General features: G+C 45.0%; 15 protein-coding genes. 8 read left to right on the top strand and 7 right to left on the bottom strand.

Annotated features, from left to right (window positions below; translation table 11 throughout):
- Positions 1-3: 3 nt before the first annotated feature.
- Positions 4-2,508, bottom strand: a complete 2,505-nt coding sequence (locus FS373_RS19420; protein WP_227993052.1) for a glucan 1,4-alpha-glucosidase — start codon at positions 2,506-2,508, stop codon at positions 4-6.
- Between the two features lie 53 nt (positions 2,509-2,561).
- A complete protein-coding gene (locus tag FS373_RS19415) occupies positions 2,562-4,148 on the bottom strand; it encodes an MFS transporter (RefSeq protein ID WP_152830384.1) in 1,587 nt (528 codons plus the stop codon).
- 199 nt (positions 4,149-4,347) lie between these two features.
- Between FS373_RS19415 and FS373_RS19410 the strand changes: the two genes are divergently transcribed.
- Positions 4,348-4,716, top strand: coding sequence for a hypothetical protein (locus FS373_RS19410; protein WP_144046286.1), 369 nt, complete (start codon positions 4,348-4,350; stop codon positions 4,714-4,716).
- A gap of 124 nt (positions 4,717-4,840) precedes the next feature.
- Here the strand turns inward: FS373_RS19410 and FS373_RS19405 are convergent, their stop codons facing one another.
- Both FS373_RS19405 and FS373_RS19400 read right to left on the bottom strand, forming a co-directional pair.
- Complete coding sequence (locus FS373_RS19405; RefSeq protein WP_185977019.1) at positions 4,841-6,334, bottom strand: methyl-accepting chemotaxis protein; 1,494 nt, start codon at positions 6,332-6,334, stop codon at positions 4,841-4,843.
- 4 nt (positions 6,335-6,338) lie between these two features.
- On the bottom strand, positions 6,339-7,094 hold the full coding sequence (locus FS373_RS19400) for a substrate-binding periplasmic protein (RefSeq protein ID WP_144046288.1): 756 nt from the start codon (positions 7,092-7,094) through the stop codon (positions 6,339-6,341).
- A gap of 291 nt (positions 7,095-7,385) precedes the next feature.
- On the opposite strand from FS373_RS19400, the gene FS373_RS19395 reads away from it, so the two are divergent.
- Positions 7,386-7,844 (top strand): DUF4442 domain-containing protein, encoded by a 459-nt coding sequence (locus FS373_RS19395; RefSeq protein ID WP_152830383.1) that lies wholly within the window; start codon positions 7,386-7,388, stop codon positions 7,842-7,844.
- Positions 7,845-7,855: 11 nt separating this feature from the next.
- Here FS373_RS19395 and FS373_RS19390 read toward each other — a convergent pair whose 3' ends face one another.
- A complete protein-coding gene (locus FS373_RS19390) occupies positions 7,856-8,749 on the bottom strand; it encodes a DMT family transporter (protein WP_144046289.1) in 894 nt (297 codons plus the stop codon).
- Positions 8,750-9,004: 255 nt separating this feature from the next.
- Between FS373_RS19390 and FS373_RS19385 the strand changes: the two genes are divergently transcribed.
- On the top strand, positions 9,005-9,400 hold the full coding sequence (locus tag FS373_RS19385; RefSeq protein WP_152830382.1) for a VOC family protein: 396 nt from the start codon (positions 9,005-9,007) through the stop codon (positions 9,398-9,400).
- A 94-nt stretch (positions 9,401-9,494) separates the two neighbouring features.
- Here the strand turns inward: FS373_RS19385 and FS373_RS19380 are convergent, their stop codons facing one another.
- Complete coding sequence (locus FS373_RS19380) at positions 9,495-11,588, bottom strand: glycoside hydrolase family 97 protein (RefSeq protein ID WP_227993050.1); 2,094 nt, start codon at positions 11,586-11,588, stop codon at positions 9,495-9,497.
- Positions 11,589-11,909: 321 nt separating this feature from the next.
- Between FS373_RS19380 and FS373_RS19375 the strand changes: the two genes are divergently transcribed.
- The gene (locus FS373_RS19375; protein WP_322619540.1) at positions 11,910-12,479 is read left to right on the top strand and encodes an FMN-binding negative transcriptional regulator; all 570 of its coding nucleotides are present in this window, start codon (positions 11,910-11,912) and stop codon (positions 12,477-12,479) included.
- Between the two features lie 115 nt (positions 12,480-12,594).
- Here FS373_RS19375 and FS373_RS19370 read toward each other — a convergent pair whose 3' ends face one another.
- Positions 12,595-13,908 carry a hypothetical protein gene (locus FS373_RS19370; RefSeq protein ID WP_144046293.1) on the bottom strand — a complete coding sequence of 438 codons (1,314 nt, stop codon included), beginning with the start codon at positions 13,906-13,908 and terminating at the stop codon, positions 12,595-12,597.
- A 601-nt stretch (positions 13,909-14,509) separates the two neighbouring features.
- Here FS373_RS19370 and FS373_RS19365 point away from each other — a divergent pair.
- The 4 genes from FS373_RS19365 to FS373_RS19350 all read left to right on the top strand — a co-directional run bounded on the left by FS373_RS19365 (position 14,510) and on the right by FS373_RS19350 (position 18,498).
- The gene (locus FS373_RS19365; RefSeq protein WP_144046294.1) at positions 14,510-14,827 is read left to right on the top strand and encodes a heavy metal-binding domain-containing protein; all 318 of its coding nucleotides are present in this window, start codon (positions 14,510-14,512) and stop codon (positions 14,825-14,827) included.
- Positions 14,828-14,916: 89 nt separating this feature from the next.
- The gene (locus FS373_RS19360) at positions 14,917-15,381 is read left to right on the top strand and encodes a GNAT family N-acetyltransferase (RefSeq protein WP_152830381.1); all 465 of its coding nucleotides are present in this window, start codon (positions 14,917-14,919) and stop codon (positions 15,379-15,381) included.
- A 1,090-nt stretch (positions 15,382-16,471) separates the two neighbouring features.
- On the top strand, positions 16,472-17,134 hold the full coding sequence (locus FS373_RS19355; RefSeq protein ID WP_144046296.1) for a potassium channel family protein: 663 nt from the start codon (positions 16,472-16,474) through the stop codon (positions 17,132-17,134).
- Positions 17,131-18,498 carry a TrkH family potassium uptake protein gene (locus FS373_RS19350; protein WP_152830380.1) on the top strand — a complete coding sequence of 456 codons (1,368 nt, stop codon included), beginning with the start codon at positions 17,131-17,133 and terminating at the stop codon, positions 18,496-18,498. Before FS373_RS19355 ends, FS373_RS19350 begins: the two co-directional genes overlap by 4 nt.
- Positions 18,499-18,531: the final 33 nt, after the last annotated feature.

Here is an 18,531-nt window from a genome sequence, read left to right as displayed (position 1 = left end):
CTTCTAATTTTTCAACTTATCATCTACCACAGGGTAATGATCCCAAACGCGTTTATCTGTTAAGGAACGTACCAGCTTGATGTATTCTGCATGGGTCCAGGCGAGCGGGGTGGCCGAGTTGGTTCCTTGGCCATGTCGATAGTGATATCGGCTAGGGTCGCCTACGCTGTCCCACACCTGCTCCGGCAGCATCAGCCCTTGGTTGGCAAAACTCTCCATTCCCTGAACATAAGTATCGACCAGCTCCCTATGGCGCTTCTCGGTTAACGAGTCATTGTCGATGGCAAGTGCCAGCTCATAGTGCCCACGCTCACCGGTGAAGAAGGGCCATACCCGGCCCCTTTGGTGGGGAGTGTTTGTACCTTTCTCTGCATAACTCGCTCCGGTCTCGGTATCTTCACCATAACCATCGTTGCCATAGCGCCGGAACCCAGGAAACAGACTGCCATCTTTGGCGGTGAAGGTGTATTTGACCCTAAGGTTATCATCCAGTTGGGTATTGTCCATCAGGGCCAACGTCTGCCTAATCACAGCATCATCTGCCGGGACGACACCGTAACGGACCAACTCGAGGAAACCACCGTCTAAGATGAGGCGTTGATCTAAGCCCGCTCTGCCATTGTTATCACCGAGTGTCCTTGCTTCATTGGGCTTACCCTGAGGCGAGAGACGCAGGTAATAGGGAGGAGTTTGCTGCTCGTCAGCGAGAGTCATGGCTACTCCATCGGCGCTAAGCAAGCCTTTAGTGGTGATGACTCGTTCTGCGAGTCCTTGCTTCATGGCTTTTGCTGTATCGAGATAACGTTGTGCGCCTTTGAGATCTCCTGCAACCCGTGCGATATCGCTGGCGGCCACCAGGCCCGAGATAACTGCGGCAGCAGTCGATGGTGAATAGCCTTGCTGCTCTTCCCAGCGCTCCTGCTGCGTTTTTAGCGGCGTAATGTGAGTGTGATTCCAGTCAAGGTTTACCTCACCACCGGTGACGAGAAATTCGGCCGCGGGTTTGAGCATTCGCTGGTACCAATGCGTAATTTCAGCGTCGGAAAATATTTGAGCTTGCCAGAGTTTCCAGCCGAGCATGATGGGCATGGCAGTTTGATCCAGCTGCACGCCAACCCATTCTATTTCGCCATCCACATGGGTCTTTTGCAAGAACCAGCCGGGAGTGCCGGTATAGCCCGGGGTATGCTTGGTGACTTGTACCTTCTCTAAGTATTCGAATGCCACCTTGGGCGTTTGAGTGTCTCCCATGGCGAGAAAGGCCATGGCGCATTGATAAAAGTCCCGCGGCCATACGGCCTTATAGCCTGTGCTACCCACTTTAGCCGATACCGTGTCACCCCAAGGATTAGACAAGGAGGCGATAAGGGCGCCGGTATGTGTCTTATCTTCCTGAGCCTTAAGTACCAGCGCGCTGGCATATAAGAGTTTGCCTTCATCTGTAGTATTGCCGGACATCGCAGGCAGGGCGGTTAACGAGGCGAGGTAGTCTTGCCAACCTATGGCTTCGCCTTCGCCGTTATAGTCGGCTAATACTTGGTTATAGCCTCGCGTTAACGTCGCATCGGCGTTGGCCATGCTCTGGGCTGGGTCATTACCGAATCCCAGCACTAAATTAAAGCTGAGACTCTTCATCTCTTTATCCGTGCTCTTCTCGAGTCCTGGCAATTGCGCCGTGAGGGCGACATTGCCTATGGTCTGGTCTTGTGGATCCGATGTCGATCTGTACTGCCAGTTCATCTCGCCATCTTGTTTAATGTCGGTGAGGCCATCGGATACCCCGACGAAACCTGTGCTGGCTTTGATGAAGGGGAGATCGGATTTCACCGTCATCACACTGGGTTCTGCTTCATTGGTGTAAGCAATCAGAGCCAGATCCCCGTCTTGGCTTACCACATCGGCTATGTCGTTGGCGCCGCTATTATCCATGTGAGGATTCACGTAAAGATAAGGGGTGATACCCTCCTCGAAGGCGGTAAAAGTCACTCGCATCATCAGGCTGGCGTGAAGCGGATCGGTAAAGATATGCTTCTCTATTCGATACTTGCCATCCTTATCTGTGTTGATGACCTTGTAAGCCAGTGACAGCGGGCGACCTAACTCATCTTTGTGAAGATAGTCAATTGTGCTGATCGTATCTTGCTTCTCGGTATCGACGAAGCCATTTCCCGTGACGATAAACTGTAGCTCTTTAAGCTGGGCGTTATGGATCAGGCCATACATGGTCTCGGTTAGCACGCCTTGGGCGATAGAGAACCAGACCTTGCTGTGTGACTCCGACTCATTGTTAGCATCTGAGTAGGGCACATAAGAGGTGCCTATGCCTGTCTTACCGGCAAATGCCCATGTGGGGTCAATCCCCGGGGCGCCGGGGGAAAATGTGTTCGAGCTAGATTGTGCGTTTATCACAGGCTTTTCGGTTGTCGGTGAGCAGGCACCGAGAGCGGCAATGATGGCCAGAGTCACTAGCGACTTAGTCACGGGTGAAGGCAAGTATCCATGGAACATATTAGTCATCCCCAAGTTGAATTTATTGGTTTTATTTTTCGACATGATCTATGTCATCGGGTTTGAGTCGGCACTTTGACAAACAGCACGCTGACGCCGGCAATCATCATGAGTATGCCGCCTGTGATGAGGGCAAAGATGGGCTTGCCATCGAACCCCTGTTTGATAATTAACCCCAGCACGCTGGCAGCCAGCAGTTGAGGGATAACGATAAAGAAGTTAAATATTCCCATATAAACCCCCATTTTGTGTGCGGGTAAGGCGTTCGCCAACAGGGCGTAGGGAATCGATAAAATTGACGCCCAGGCTATGCCAACCCCGATCATGGGTAGCCAGAGCAGGCCGGGATCTGTGATGAAAAAGAAACTTATCAGGCCTATGCCACCACAGAACAAGTTGATCATATGGGTCAGTTTAAGGCCCACAGCCATGGCAAGCAGAGGAATAACCAAGGCGGCCAGGGCGGCGAAACCATTGTAGGAGGCGAAGAGCATGCCCACCCAGTCCGCGCCGTCGTTATAAGCCTTGGATAATACGTTTTGGGTACCATAGTGATGATCTGTGACCGCCGCGGTGGTGTATATCCACATCGAAAATAGGGCAAACCAGGAAAAAAACTGCACCACAGCTAGTTGGCGCATGGCTTTGGGCATGTGAAACATATCGTCGATGACACAAAATACCAGGCCCTGTTTATCGCGAGTCTGGCTCTGTCCCTGGTGACTCTTGCTGATTTGCCTGAGCCTATGGGCGCAGTAAAATTGCAGGGGTCCGAAGGACAAGATGCCTAAGCTTAAGATATAGAGCTGTTTATCCAGATCCTGACCCCAGATTATCAGAGTGAACAAGGCGCCCAGGGCGGTCCAGATGAAGGAAGATGAGCGGTAGGCTTGCTCGCTCCTCTTGTCTTCAGGTTTTAGATTTGACTCTAGGCTGGTTGCGGATTGTTCCAGGCGCTCAAATGCGGCCAGCTCTTCGGGTGAATACTCTTTCGTGGAAATGACAGTCCAGCCCACGGCTAACAAGAGTACGGCCCCACCAAAATAGAAGGCATAACGCACCGAGTCGGCTATCTCACCCGCCGGCGCGGTATTGGCCACGTCAAAATAGTTAGTCAGTATGTAGGGCAGAGCCGAGGCGATAACGGCACCAATACCGATAAAGAAGCTTTGCATGGCATAGCCGAGGGGACGCTGGCGTTGGGGCAAATTATCGCCGACAAACGCCCTGAAGGGTTCCATGGCGATATTGATCGAAGCGTCCATGATCCACAGCATGCCAGCGGCAATCCATAGAGTAGGGGAATTAGGCATGATAAAGATAGCTAAGGTGGTTAAGATGGCGCCGATGAGAAAGTAAGGTCGACGTCGTCCCAGTTTTCCCCAAGTGTTATCACTCATATAGCCGATAATAGGTTGAACTAGGAGGCCGGTGAGCGGCGCGGCTATCCAGAGAATGGGGATCTCATCGATTGAGGCTCCCAGCGTCTGAAAAATTCGGCTGACATTGGCATTTTGCAATGCGAAGCCAAATTGGATCCCCAGAAAACCGAAACACATGTTGAAAATCTGCCAGAAGCTGAGCTCTGGTTTACGGCGGCCATGAGTGGCCTGATGGCTAGGGTGTACGGGCTCAGACATACTATCGTTTACCTTAATATTGTTATTATTTTTTATGTCGATTATTCAAATGTCACAAGCATGATCTGAAATTAAACACATTGGCATAGTACCCTCGGGCACGAATTTGATACAATGAAATGCATACGTATTCATCATGTTTATTAACACTAAGTCAGGGGTAGGTTAACCTGGAGGTGTTTTCTGCAGGGACTAATCATTGAAATTATTTAACTTTCTTATATTGACTATATTGGTACTCTTGACCGGATGTAACTCAGCTAACCATGGTTCATTTGTCACTCAGACTTATGATGGCGCAGAGGCTAACAGGGAGACAGGTGCCGCTTTGGTTAAGCTTGGCAAGGTTGAAGGAAAAAGTTGTCAAACTGCCATTTTGTATCTTATCCCTTATGATGAATCTGCTTCGACCCATAGGGCGATCGAAGATGCTAGATCCAAGATTGAGGGAACAGAACTCCTGGCTGATATCTCTATTGACGATAAATTATGGGTTGAGTTTGGTTATTCGGTGCAATGTATCTCAGTGAGTGCAACGGCCTATGGCGTTAAGGCAGGTTCACAATAACCTGTCTTAACGAGACGTTTAGTTGAGTGTGTGTCTTGGCGATGCTGAGCATGCTGGTATCTAAACGTATCTGTGGGGTGCTAATCAATACCGTAACGCATTGCAATGAATAACAAAGCCACCATTAGGTGATAAATTGTTTAGCCAGTTCATCTAAATCTTTCGATAGTGAAAGAAGTGCCTGAATGGTGTCGGATACCTTGTTGAGGGATTCTGTATTGTCGTAGCCCAGGGATACTATCTGATTAACATTCTTACTCAGCTCTTCGGCCACATGAGATTGCTCGTTAACGGCGACAGCAATCTGTTCAGACATAGAGCTGATTGAGCTAGTGGCATCGAGAATGCCGGTGATTGAGGCTTCGGATCGCTTAGCATTGTCCACGGCTGTGGCGCTTAACTCGAAGGAAGCCAGTGTAGACTCAACCGCAGTATTTGTGCTCTTTCTGAGACCATCAATTTTCTCTTTAATCTCTAAGGTGCTGGCCTGTGTGCGCTGAGCCAGGCCGCGTACCTCATCGGCGACGACGGCAAAACCTCTACCATGCTCTCCGGCTCTGGCGGCTTCGATAGCGGCGTTGAGCGCGAGTAAATTAGTTTGCTCGGCGACGCCATTGATCACGTCCATCACAGAGACTATTCCTTGGACATTCTCATCCAATGAGTTGATAGCATGCTCAGAGTTTTTGAGTTGCAGCGCCAGCTGTTCGATGGACGCGACTGTCTCTTGTAAGATCAATGCCACGGCTTGGGTATCTTTACGTGCTTGCTCCGCCGACTCTGCTGTTTGATTGACCCGGCTGGCGACTTCTCCCGCAGAGGATGACATCTGTGTGATGGCTGTAGCCATTTGATCGGTTTCTTGTTGCTGAGCCGCGATGAGCTGGATACTCTCTCTGGCATCTTCATTAGCCTGCATTGCCTGGACGCTGGTTTTGGCTATTGACTCTTGAAATGCACTGACGATGGCTTGGATCATCTCGACGAATCGGTTGAATCCTTGGCTGACCCGTGCAAACTCATCTTTATTGCCGACATGGAGACGATGAGTGAGATCGCTCTGTCCTCGGTCCATATTCTCCAGTGCCAATGTGAGTTTGAGTAAGGGTTTTGCGATCAGCGTCTTATATAATGTATAGGTAATTAGAATTATCAATAATCCCAGTGACAGGGCTTCGATAACCGAGGTAATGAGTAAGTCACCGAGTACAGACCGTATGCTGTTATTGTCTATATATATGGCTAATTGACCCAGTGAGTTGGACTCGCCATCTTCGATGAAGACCAAAGGAATACTCATTTTTTGCCGAGTCTTGTTGTCACCGACGGTGGCGCTGATCTCGTCTTTATCGTTGATAAATTCGATGACCGCGATATGTTCAGATGCCTGCTCTGACTTGAGAATATTAACGATGCGTTCCTGCTCAAAATTCCACACCGCCGTGGGAAGGTTCAATTCGAGTCGTGAAATGGCATGCTGGAGCTGCTGCTGTTGCCTATCTTGGAGTAAGGTTTTTTGGCTGTAATAACTGATGGTACTCATTACAGTGATTAAGAAACTAACCGCAATCAGGGTCGCGACAATCAATCTGAATGCGATAGAGTTAATGATCTTCATAGGGTTATTTCCAGTCAATGAGCCCATAAACGGATAAAATCTGCTGTAACTTGCCGGATTCTCTCAGCTGTTTTGTTCCCTTCTCGACGATATCGATATACTCCTGACTGCTAGCTTTGCTGGGTGAGCAGGCGATAAATAGCGGGGTAGGGTTACCATCTTCACCACCAGACACTATGTTAGCCGATAGACCCATCTCGCTGACTTTGGCTGCGCCTACAGCTTGAGACTCGATAACAATATCGAGTCTGCCGGCATTGAGCTTCTTGAAGTTTTTTTCGAGTGCATCGTTACCTGTTGCCGCTTTATATGTACTTGGATTTGCCTTAATCAAGGCATCCATTTTGTCACCGTAGGAGTAACCGGAAATAATGCCTATCTTCTTACCTTTTAACGAGTCATCGCCATTGAAGCGCCAGTTGTCATCTGCTTTGACATAAAAAGAGGAAACATCTGTGCCCCAGGATTCTTTCGGAAAGATAAAATCCGGCGCGTCGTCGGTATAAGCCCCTATGACACAGTCGAACTTACCGTCACGTACCTGATTGACGGCCCGCTCCCAGGGCATGGTCTTATATTCAATTTGATGGCCTGCGGCGCCGAATATCTCATTTGCAAAGTCAATCATGTAACCGGCGGGTGTTGCTCCCGGAGCGGCATTCATGGGAAACCATTCATCGCTGCGAATCGTAATGGTCGCGCTGTTGGCCAGAAAGCTGGCCAGAGACAGGATAATAATAGGGGTGAACTTATTCATCATATTTCCAAAGTACTAAGAACTGAGCGTACTAAGAAGTCTAGTCAATGAATGCTGCTTTATCGAACAGAGGTGTTTTGCTGATAGAAAGTGGCTTATGAATATGGATTCAAGGCGTTAACTGAACCGAGTGATACACAGGTTTAATGCTGAATCCGCCTTGAGGCGATCTTCATAGGTGTCTTCTTGCCAATAGGCTCAGCTAAGCCTGGTTGAAAATCTTCACTAGATTAAATACTCTAGCTTCAGGTTTAAGCAGAAAGTTATCTCTCGAACGGAGTCAATAGGAGCAAAATGAAACTCAGCCCCAAGTCTATGAAGCGATTTCTGAATCTCTATCCACCTTACATAGGAGCTGGGATAAAGATCACCCACTTGAGCCAAGATTGGCGGGAACTTCATGTTGCTATGTCGGTGCGCTGGTACAATCGCAACGCCGTGAATACGCACTTTGGCGGCAGTCTCTATTCCATGGTCGACCCACATCTGATGTTGCTATTGATGCAGCTGCTCGGCAGGGATTACTTTATCTGGGACAAGGCGGCCGATATCGAGTTTTTGAAGGCGACAAAGAAGAAAGTTAACTGTGTTATCAGCATTTCAGATAATGATTTAGAGGAGATCAAGCATCACACCCAAGGGGGAGACAAGTATTTCCCTACATTCACCTTAGAGATAAAAGATGAAATGGGTGATGTGATAGCCAGAGTAAACAAGACTCTCTATGTGAAGAGAAAGCCGCTCAAGGCGTGACAGGCTTATTTTCACTGTGCAGGTTCAGGCCGTGTCCGCGACTGAATACCTTGTGACAACAGGCCTTGTGCCATTCCTGCCGTTATGATCAAGCTGCAACCTAGGAGTTGAATCGGCGTTAAGCTCTCAGAAAATAGCCACCATGCCAGACTGACCACGGCCACAGGTTCGAGATAGGCTAAGGTGCCGAAGGTGACCGCCGGCAGGTGCTGCAGCGCTTTTACCGCAAACAGAATCGCCAAGAATCCCGGCAGGAATCCGATAGCCAGTAAGTAGCCAAGCTGCTCGCCACTGAGCGCGATATCTTGGGTCATGACCAAAGGTAAGAGGCATAATGCGCCCACCGAAAGCTGAATCAAGGTGCTCTGATAGGCTGTGGCCTTGCTGGGTTTACGATTGATCAACATGAAGCCGCTGTAGGTGAATAGGGCTAAAATTGAGAAGAACAAGCCTCTAGCCTCATCTGAGTTGGCTAGCGTATTGCTGCTCGCACTCGGGCTCATCAAGGTAAACCCAAGGAGAGCGATGCCAATGGCGACGATATTGAGCAGTTTGAGTTTTTCACCTAAGACTAAGTGAGCGATGATGGCTGTGAGCAGGGGAGCGAGATAGATCACCATGATGACATTAGCCATACTGGTGTAGTCGATGGCTTCGACGTAGAAAGACATAAAACCTGCCAGCATGGCACCATTGATCATATGGCGTTTACTGGGTTTATGCAGTATTTGAGCTTTCTTACCAGAGACAAGCATGTAGGCAATTAAGAACAGTGATCCCAAAAGTAGACGGAAGAAGGTGATTTGCTCAGCCGGAAGCGCGGCATATTTAGCCAATATGCCGATAGTGCCCATCAAGACTGCCGACATTAAAGCCAGTACAATATATCCAGTTTGAGATTGCATCGAGCATCCTTATCTATATTTCAGGCATTATGAGTCCGAAAAATTTGCTTAACAAACCTTTTATCAAGGCATGTTATACCGATTGGTATTATTAAACGATAGGCTTGGTTATCATCTCCAATGCTAACACTAGAGTCATAGTTCAAATGAGAGTTAACGCGTTAAAATCAGAATTGAAAATTAGAGTCCAAAATCAGAGTTTTGGACTTCACAGATGAAACAAAAATGTGCGACACCAGTATTAGGACAATGAATATGAAACAATCGATCGTACACATAGCATTGGTGGTCAGAGATTATGATGAAGCCATCGATTTTTATGTAAACAAGCTGAAATTCGAACTCATCGAAGACACTTATCAAGCGGAGCAAGATAAACGTTGGGTCCTGATATCGCCACCAGGATCCACTGGAGTGAGTTTGTTATTGGCTCGGGCATCTAAAGCCGAACAAGCGCGTTTTATTGGTGATCAAGCGGGAGGAAGAGTGTTCTTGTTCCTCAATACCGATGATTTTTGGCGTGATTATGAGCGCATGCTTGCAGACGGCATCAATTTCATTAGGCCTCCTAAGGTTGAAGATTACGGCACTGTTGCCGTATTTGAAGATCTGTACGGTAACTTGTGGGATCTACTCCAGCTCACTGACTAAAGAGTATTGGTCACAAAGTCGTGAAGCATGGACCCCATATCCTGAATGGATCTCGGGCCCATGCTTTATTTAAGAGTGTTAGGTCACAAGGGCTTTATTTTTTGCTTTTCTTATTGGGCAGCAGTTTAAAACGTATGGCTGTACCGCCACTGCTGGCGAGGTTGAGGATTAACTTGTCTTTATTGGTGACAGTCTTAGTCTCAATAACGTAATCATAGGGATTGTGCTGCCAGTTAGCCTTGTTACCATCCCGGTAAATTTGCGCCTGATAGTATTTTCCTTGCTGTAAGAAATCCAGCTCAACTTCGAGTTGTCTCGCTTTATCATCGGTTATTGCCCCAAGGAACCAGTCGGCATTGGCTTGTTTAGTGTCGACTCTCTCTTGTCTGGCAAACACCACAAATTCACCGACTTCACCCTTTAGCGCGATACTCTTATGCCAGTCCGTAGGCACATCACGAATGAACTTAAATGCATCCGGGTGCTTGTCATAATTACGCGGCAGATCGGCGGCCATCTGAATCGGACTATACAGCACCACATACAAGGCCAGCTGTTTAGTCAACGTTGTCTGCACGCGATTAACCGCATCTAGTCCTTCGGGGGCTAAGTCAAAGATCCCGGGAGTGAAATCCATTGGGCCAGCAAGCATGCGGGTATAGGCGAGGGTAGTGGTGTGCGCGGGGTTATTAGGCGGCGTCCCCCAGGCGTTAAACTCCTGACCGCGTGCACCTTCACGGGATATCCAGTTGGGATAAGTGCGGCGCAGACCTGTATCCTTGATAGGCTCATGGGTATTGATGCTGATATGACGTTTAGCGGCTTCTTTAACGCTGTGCAGATACTCATTGACCATAAACTGGCTATCATGCCACTCGTGGCGGATGATCCCTTGTTCGTCGATGCGTTTGATGTCGCCGCCATCGGCCACATAACCCGTTTTTATTTGAGTGACGCCGTATTTTTGATACATGTCGTAAGCATCACTCATCTGCTTGCGATAGTTAGTCACCGAGCCTGAAGTCTCATGATGACCAATCAGACGTACGCCTTTGTCTATGGCATATTGGGACACAGCAGCAAGATCGAAATCTGCATAGGCTTGAGTAAAGCTAAACACATCGCCGTTATGGAACCAACTGCCGTCCCAGCCGATATTCCAGCCTTCGACTAACACGCCGTCGAATCCATTATCGGCGGCAAAATCCATGTAACGTTTAGTCTCGCTGGTGGTCGCGCCGTGTTTGTCTCCTGAGCCCCAGGTATTCTCGTTAAGATGCATGCCCCACCAGATCCCAATATACTTACCAGGATCAACCCAGCTGACATCGCCGAGTATATTTGGTTCGTTAAGGTTAAGGATGAGATCGGAATTGAGCAGGCCTGTGGCTTGATTCGCTATTTGAATCGTGCGCCAAGGGGTTGAGAAGCCTGCATGGGTTTTGACCTTGATGCCATCAGACCAAGGCGTGAGATCGGCCCTTAATGTCCCGCCACGTCGCTGATCCAGTGTCATCGCCGCATAATCGGTAAGCGCCGCCTCATGAATGCTCATATGCACGCCTGAGTTTAACTTAAACGTGTAGGGGGTATGGACTCTGTCGATATCTTGCACCGGACTCTGGGTATAAAGGTATTCATAGCGGTTCCAGCCACGAGCCGGGATCCACCAACTTAGGCTTTTATCCGCATCGGGAATGCTAAATTCGGTGAGCTCATTGGTGATGTTTAGCGTATTCAAGTCTGCTTGCTTAGGCACGCTATAGCGAAAACCTATGCCGTCATCGAAGGCTTTAAACTCGAGGTAGAAGTGGTACTTATCATTGCTTAGTTTTACTTTTAATCGGTTATGGTGATCGCGGATCCATTCCCGTTCTCCCCAAGGCTGTTGCCAGCGTTCATCATGACTCGTTTGCTCGATAGTTTCTATCTTAAAACCTTGGCCAAACTCGCCGATAGACTGAAACTCCAGGCCTAGCCTTGAGTCATTGATGACAGCTTGGCCGTGAAATTTGACCCGATACTCGGGGCCTTGATTATCGTCACTGAGCTCTATCATTATCTGCTTGTCGGGAGAGGCAAGCGAGACGGTCTGGGCCGTAGCAGTTGTACTGGCAATAGTGGAAATACCAGCAATTACCAGCGCGTATATCCCCGCTAAGGCATATGACTTATCTTGAACTATCATTCTTTTATTTTTTTTGTTCATCTTAGGTCTCATAGGCTCCCCTGTGCTTTGTTTTAATTGTTCTAGCTGAGATGTTTAACGCTGAGATATTGAGCTCACATACTAGTGGGGAAGCGACATTTGGTTCAATAAACTGCATACGTATTCAGCTGGATATAAGCCAAGGGAACTTTGAGCCTAAAGCTATTTATACTGTGTGGGCATTATGATAAAAGAGTGGTCTAGGTTAATTATTTAAAACGATAATATGGATCACTAAGAAAGGTCATGTATATCCCGCCACCAATGAAAATGGACAATCAGCAATAAGTATTCGATCTCATCGAGCAATTTAGTTTTGGTGTGATCGTGTCAAATATTGAGGGGCTGGAGGCCAGTCATCTGCCGTTTATGCTGGATAGAGGTCATGGCAATAAAGGGCGTTTACTCTGTCACTTTGCCAAGGCAAATCCACAATGGAAGGATTTAGCCGAACGGGAAGTATTGGTCGTATTTAGCGGTCCCCACAGTTATATATCACCGAGTTGGTATGCAAATTACCCTGCAGTGCCAACCTGGAACTACAGCGCTGTGCATGTAAAGGGCATGGTTAAGATTTCAAGCAAGCAAGATACTGCTCAATTAGTCAAAAATATGAGCGCAAAGTATGAACCTGACTTACTCGACAAACACGATATCATGAGCCCTGAAGTTATCGACAAACTCAGTGGCGCCATCGTTGGTCTATCGATTGAAATATCAGAGATACAGGGTAAGTTTAAACTAGGTCAACACAGAAAAATTGACGACCAACAAGGCGTGTTCAAAGCATTATCAGAAAGTGATCACAATGATGCCCAGCAATTAGCTCGATATATGGCAGCATTGGGGATGGGTTTAGGAAAGGTTTAGAGCGTAGTAATCGCCCCTCATACATGTCAGAGCCTACAGAAAGTGATTATTTTAATAGCCTGTGGACTAAAACCCACCTTCGTTAGATGATGAGTTTTAGTCTATCTAGTTCAGCTTAATTCACTACCACTTCTTTAATCGCAATCATTTCACCATTTCGGTCACCACTCCTCATCATAAATGTGACTTTATCACCGATGGATAGCGGTTCGCTGGTAACTCTGTGGACTTCTTTTTCATTGTTAGTAACACTTGATCTAGAGTAATAGCATGTGTGCTGGTCACAAGACATTTGATAATTGCCATTCACTTCCACTCTAACAAAAAAATCAGCGAACGAACTGTAAGTATCGCTAAATGACATGGAGATAGTATTGGTTTTTAATAGCGCTTTTACCTCAGAAAAATGAGGGTTAACTATGACTTCTTTTTTATCTACAATTTCACCATTTGAGCCACCAGTTCTCATCGTAAATGTGACTTTGTCACCGAAGGATAGTGGTTCGCTGGTAACTCTGTGGACTTCTTTTTCATTGTTATTAATACTTGGCCAAGAGTAATAGCATGTTTGCTGTTCACAAGACATTTGATAATTGCCGTTAACCTCCGCTCTAACAAAAAAGCCTGAGAACGAACTGTAAGTATCGCTAAAAGACATGGAAATGGTATTGTTTTCTAATTGTGCTTCAACCTCAGAAAAATATGGGTTAACTACCACTTCTTTTCTATCTACAATTTTACCATTTGAGCCACCAGTTCTCATCGTAAATGTGACTCTATCACCAAAAGACAGCGGTTCACTGGTTACTCTATGGACTTCTTTCTCATTGTTTTTAACACTTGGCCAAGAGTAATAGCATGTTTGCTGCTCACAAGACATTTGATAATTGCCATTCACTTCCACTCTCACAAAAAAATCAGAGAACGAACTGTAAGTATCGCTAAATGACATGGAAATGGTATTGTTTTCTAATCGTGCTTCAACCTTAGAAAAATAAGGAGTAACTATTACTTCTTTTTTATCTACAATTTTACCATTCTTGCCGCCGGTTCTCATCGTAAATGTAACTTTATCACCAAAGGATAGAGGTATATTTGTTTTTCTATGGACTGTTTTTTCATTGTTATTAACACTTGCCCTAGAGTAAAAACACCTTTGCTTTTCACAAGACATTTGATAATTATCATTGACTTCCACCCTAACAAAAAAATCAGGTAATGAACTATAATCATTGCTAAATGACATGGATATATTGCTATTATCCAGTTCGGCATGTACTTCGGAAAAAGATAATTCAGCCCCTAACTCATCGTTTATATCTTCATTGGTGTAGTTAGTGCTCATGGCTTGAAAAGAGACAGTGTTGAGTACTGCTATTAAGTACAAATGGAATTTTGTCTTCGACAAAAATTGCATAAATTTATTCATTATTAATATCCTTACGTATACAAGAGGTCTTTCGATGGTTATTTAACCAATAATTCATGATTCAGTTTTTATTTTTATGGACACTACACAGTCACAAGTGAACTGTTTATAGATTGAATTTCCATATTAAGTAAATAAGGGATCATAGAATGAGCCCAGTGCAATTTTTAACACCTATTTAGGTGATGCGTCACTGTTTTTAATGTATCTACAATGTTGCGATAACAATACGTTCAGATGTGCAGTTTTACTGGTTTGATCAGATAAACGTGCTAGGGAAACTCTTTGGAAATATCGAGCATTAATACACTGGCGAGCTTGCGTTTGAGTCTCTATGCTATAGTCAATATTACTGAACGATTAGCAGTAATAGATTACTGTTATTTACAAAAACTAAATGTAGAATAAACCGCCGCATTAACTGTTTTTTGAAGTGTTGAGTATGAGATATGATATGCTATTGATTAAAGTTTTTGCTCTTTATTTGGGTAAATAGAAATGACATTACTATCTTCAGTAATAGCAATATAACCAAAGACTATGGTATCAATAGTTAATTACACGCACCTTCATAACGGTGTTTTATTTTCAAGGAAGTTAAATGATCTACTCAACCACTGAAACGATTCCCGGTAAAGACATTACTGAAATAGTCGGTATCGTTACAGGCAATGTTGTTCAATCGAAACATATTGGACGTGACATTATGGCAGGTTTAAAAAGTATCGTGGGCGGTGAGATCCGTGGATATACGGAAATGCTGACAGACGCCAGAGATGTTGCTATTCAACGCTTAGCTGCAAGCGCTCATGAAAAAGGTGCGGACGCTGTAATAGGTATTCGCTTTACTACCAGCTCAATCATGGATGGCTCGTCTGAAATAATGGTATTTGGCACAGCGGTCAAATTAAGAGGCTAACAGGTAAACGGTGTTCGTTCCAGCAACTGAGTCTGAGACAAAAATGAGTTGGTGCCTGTATCTAAGCGCTAACTCGCAATAGGAAGTCTATGTTACGCATTAGAGATTATCAGGAAGAAGATTGTCATGAGCTGTGGGAGCTATTTTATAACACCATTCATTTCGTCAATATCAAAGATTATTCCAAATCTCAAGTTGAAGCGTGGGCATCAAAAGAGATAAAACGTTCTGATTGGTGTTCTGTATTGACAAAAAACAACCCCTTTTTAGCTATAGTCGATGGTAAGGTGGCTGGATATTCAGACTTACAAAGTGATGGTTTGATTGACCATTTTTATTGTAATCATGAATATCAAGGGAAAGGAGTTGGCTCAGCACTTATGCAGTATATTTTTGATGAATCCACCAGCAGAGGTTTGAGTAAACTATATGCGCATGTGAGTATGACTGCTAAACCATTCTTCGAATCATTTGGTTTTCAAATCGTGGCAGAACAAAAGGTCAATGTTCGCGGAGAAAAGTTAACCAATTACCTGATGGAGAAGGTTAGTTAATCATCTTCTAAATTAAGGATTTACTAGGTCTAGGTGGTAGTGAACCGCTGTAAAGCAAGCGTACTTTGTTAACCGTAAATCTAACGATATGGATATTTATTAACTCTGCTGGTAATACATAATACTTAAAATAAACAATATTTATTTTAAGTATTTTATTAATAAGTCTACTTTCAATGGCAGTTTGTTCAAGAAGAGAATAGTCTAAGTCAATTGACTTTAAATTATATCGGATGACGATTTGAATTTTTAGTTAATTACTTCAGTAATATTGTTGAGCATCTCAGGGAGGAGAAGGAATGAAATTTTTTATTAGGGAAAACTTTTCTCAGACAGATAAAGGGCAATAATATTTAGTTCAATGTGTTATCGATTAAATTAGACGTGAGTATTATTGTGCCGATTTATTAACCAAGGCTCATGCCCCAAATAAAGATTAGTTTATTGAGGGTTTTGAACATGAAATGAATCAAAAGTTTACAGTAAAAGCCTTTAGGAAATATCGGATTGACCTTATCGAATAGTGTGATGCTTTGACTTTTATTCGTACTTCAATGAGTGAGAGTGGGGAGTATGAACTAGCCTACAATCTATATTCAAATAATCCAAGCCTATTTTTATGCCCATTGGGTTAATGCTCCGATAAAAAACACATTACTCAGAGAGTTTATTTATTTTTATATTTTTACTGTGACTCTCTGCTAGCTGAAACTGTGTTTAATCAAACATGGTCAAAGTGAGATGATATAGGTAGCAGTTTCTAAGCCTCTCCCTTTTGCTTTATCCTTACCTATTACACCTCAACCTTTTTCATTTCAAGAGAACCTGTACTTCGTCGGTATGGGAGTAGACGTTTGGATCTGATAGAAGTTTATGTGATTTTTACAGTGCTTTTTGTATCAGTAATGAACAAATCCTCACCATCACTGAATTAGCCACAGGCATTGGATGAATCTTAGTTATTTGCCAGTTTGTTTGGCTAGACAAATGGAAATATAGGGAGCAATATCCTTCTCGATAATTAAGTTATAGGCTTATTAGTTTAAATTAATGTACGCCATTTTTTGGCAAAAACACTCAGAGAATACATATGGCTCCTGAAAATAAATATATTGTTATCATTGGTTTAGGTCGATTTGGTATGGCTCTTTGTCATGAGCTGAGTCAAGAGGGGGCACAGGTACTCGCTATAGACATAGATGAAAAAAATGTACGCAAGGCGGCCGAATTTGCGACTGAAGCCATAGTTGCAGATTGCTCAGATGAAGACACTATTTCTGAGTTGAAACTCGATGATTACGATCTCGCCATGGTAGCGATAGGTGAGGACGTCAACGCCAGTATATTAACCACACTCGTGTTAAAAGAGGCTGGAGTGAAAACGGTTTGGGTAAAAGCCAAAGATAAGTTTCATGCGAAGATTTTGGACAAGATAGGGGCGGATAAAGTCATTCAGCCTGAGCGTGATATGGGAGTCAGAATTGCCCATCACATGCTAGATCAGCATATTTTTGAGTTCATCGATTTAGGCTGCGACATTGCTTTAGCTGAGGTTGCTGTCTCTGATAAGTATTTAGGCAGTAAACTTATGGATCATCCTTGCTCTAAGCGTAGTGATATCAATTTATTGGCATTGAAAAGAGGCGTAGAAGTCGATAAGTACCCGTCACCCGAGGCCACTTTTGATAAACATGACATGTTGATCGTGACCGGGCAGAAGGATAAATTAATAGAAGTGTTAAGACGACTATGAAGTTTATCGCTCACAGGAATACTTTCTTTCCAATCAAAGCTGAAAAATCCGGTGTAAAATGGTCTGAGCCTAAGATCATCTTGTGCAGTTTTTTTGCTATTTTATTTCCTTCCGCGGTATTACTGACCCTGCCGGTATTCTCTGTCACCGGGCTAAGCTTTACCGATGCATTGTTTACGGCGACGTCGGCGATCAGTGTGACCGGATTAGGTGTGGTCGATACCGGCACACACTTCAGAGCGAGTGGTAAAATATTATTGATGTTCTTGATGCAGATAGGTGGCTTAGGCCAGATGACACTCTCTGCAGTATTGCTTTATATGTTTGGTCAGCGTCTGAGCTTGCGCCAACAAGCATTAACTAAGGAGGCGCTTGGCCAGGATAAGTCTATTAATATAAGACGATTAGTGAAGCACATCGTCGTCTTTTCACTGATTGCCGAATTGTTAGGTTTTATCTTTCTGGCCATACGTTGGGTGCCGGAAATGGGCTGGCAGACTGGCATGTTTACCGCTCTTTTTCATGCGATATCGGCATTCAATAATGCCGGTTTTTCACTGTTTTCAAATAGCTTGAGTTCCTACGCCACAGATCCCTTGATCACTTTCACCATTGCTAGTCTGATCATCTTTGGAGGTTTGGGCTTTACGGTTATCTCAGATCTCAGGCGCAATGGTGCAAGTGGTTTTCGCCATTTTCAGTTGCACACTAAGATCATGCTGCTTGCCACACCATGTCTGATCTTGTTCGGTACCTTGATGTTCTGGCTACTGGAGCATAATAATCCGAATACATTAGGGCAATACAATCTGGGGCAACAATGGTTGGTGGCCTTCTTTCAATCCGTCACGGCGCGAACCGCAGGTTTTAACAGTGTGGATATCGCATTGTTCAGCCAGGGCGCTTTTTTTATCATGATCATCCTTATGTTGATTGGCGCGGGCTCCACATCGACGGGGGGAGGGATTAAGGTATCTACATTTGTGGTTGTGGCTGTGGCAACTTGGTCTTTCCTAAGACAGCGCCCTCATGTATCCATTTTTAAACGTACCGTGCCATCGAAAACGGTGACTAAATGTCTGGCCATCATAGTGGTCAGCGGCATCATATTGTCACTGGCCATGTTCAGCCTTATGCTCACTGAAAATGCACCTTTCGAACAGATCATGTTCGAGACTATTTCGGCATTTTCCACCGTGGGGTTGACAGCGGGCTTAACGGGTAACTTATCGGAACCTGGCAAGTACATCATGATAGTGGTGATGGTCATAGGTCGTATTGGCCCATTGACACTGGCCTACATGCTGGCAAGACCCAATCCTACCTTGCTGAAATATCCGGAAGATAACGTATTCGCCGGATGATGTTTGATAGCGATAGGAATTATTATCAATAGG

The organism is Shewanella sp. YLB-07 (assembly GCF_009377275.1).
Note: the sequence above shows the minus strand (reverse complement) of the source record. Positions and strands in the feature narration are given on the sequence as shown.

What these genes read in the sequence shown, in the direction of transcription:
- FS373_RS19420 (WP_227993052.1), bottom strand. Translation starts at nt 2,508, where the DNA reads ATGTTCCATGGATACTTGCCTTCACCCGTGACTAAGTCGCTAGTGACT.
- FS373_RS19415 (WP_152830384.1), bottom strand. Translation starts at nt 4,148, where the DNA reads ATGTCTGAGCCCGTACACCCTAGCCATCAGGCCACTCATGGCCGCCGT.
- FS373_RS19405 (WP_185977019.1), bottom strand. Translation starts at nt 6,334, where the DNA reads ATGAAGATCATTAACTCTATCGCATTCAGATTGATTGTCGCGACCCTG.
- FS373_RS19400 (WP_144046288.1), bottom strand. Translation starts at nt 7,094, where the DNA reads ATGATGAATAAGTTCACCCCTATTATTATCCTGTCTCTGGCCAGCTTT.
- FS373_RS19395 (WP_152830383.1), top strand. Translation starts at nt 7,386, where the DNA reads ATGAAACTCAGCCCCAAGTCTATGAAGCGATTTCTGAATCTCTATCCA.
- FS373_RS19390 (WP_144046289.1), bottom strand. Translation starts at nt 8,749, where the DNA reads ATGCAATCTCAAACTGGATATATTGTACTGGCTTTAATGTCGGCAGTC.
- FS373_RS19385 (WP_152830382.1), top strand. Translation starts at nt 9,005, where the DNA reads ATGAAACAATCGATCGTACACATAGCATTGGTGGTCAGAGATTATGAT.
- FS373_RS19380 (WP_227993050.1), bottom strand. Translation starts at nt 11,588, where the DNA reads ATGATAGTTCAAGATAAGTCATATGCCTTAGCGGGGATATACGCGCTG.
- FS373_RS19370 (WP_144046293.1), bottom strand. Translation starts at nt 13,908, where the DNA reads ATGAATAAATTTATGCAATTTTTGTCGAAGACAAAATTCCATTTGTAC.
- FS373_RS19365 (WP_144046294.1), top strand. Translation starts at nt 14,510, where the DNA reads ATGATCTACTCAACCACTGAAACGATTCCCGGTAAAGACATTACTGAA.
- FS373_RS19360 (WP_152830381.1), top strand. Translation starts at nt 14,917, where the DNA reads ATGTTACGCATTAGAGATTATCAGGAAGAAGATTGTCATGAGCTGTGG.
- FS373_RS19355 (WP_144046296.1), top strand. Translation starts at nt 16,472, where the DNA reads ATGGCTCCTGAAAATAAATATATTGTTATCATTGGTTTAGGTCGATTT.
- FS373_RS19350 (WP_152830380.1), top strand. Translation starts at nt 17,131, where the DNA reads ATGAAGTTTATCGCTCACAGGAATACTTTCTTTCCAATCAAAGCTGAA.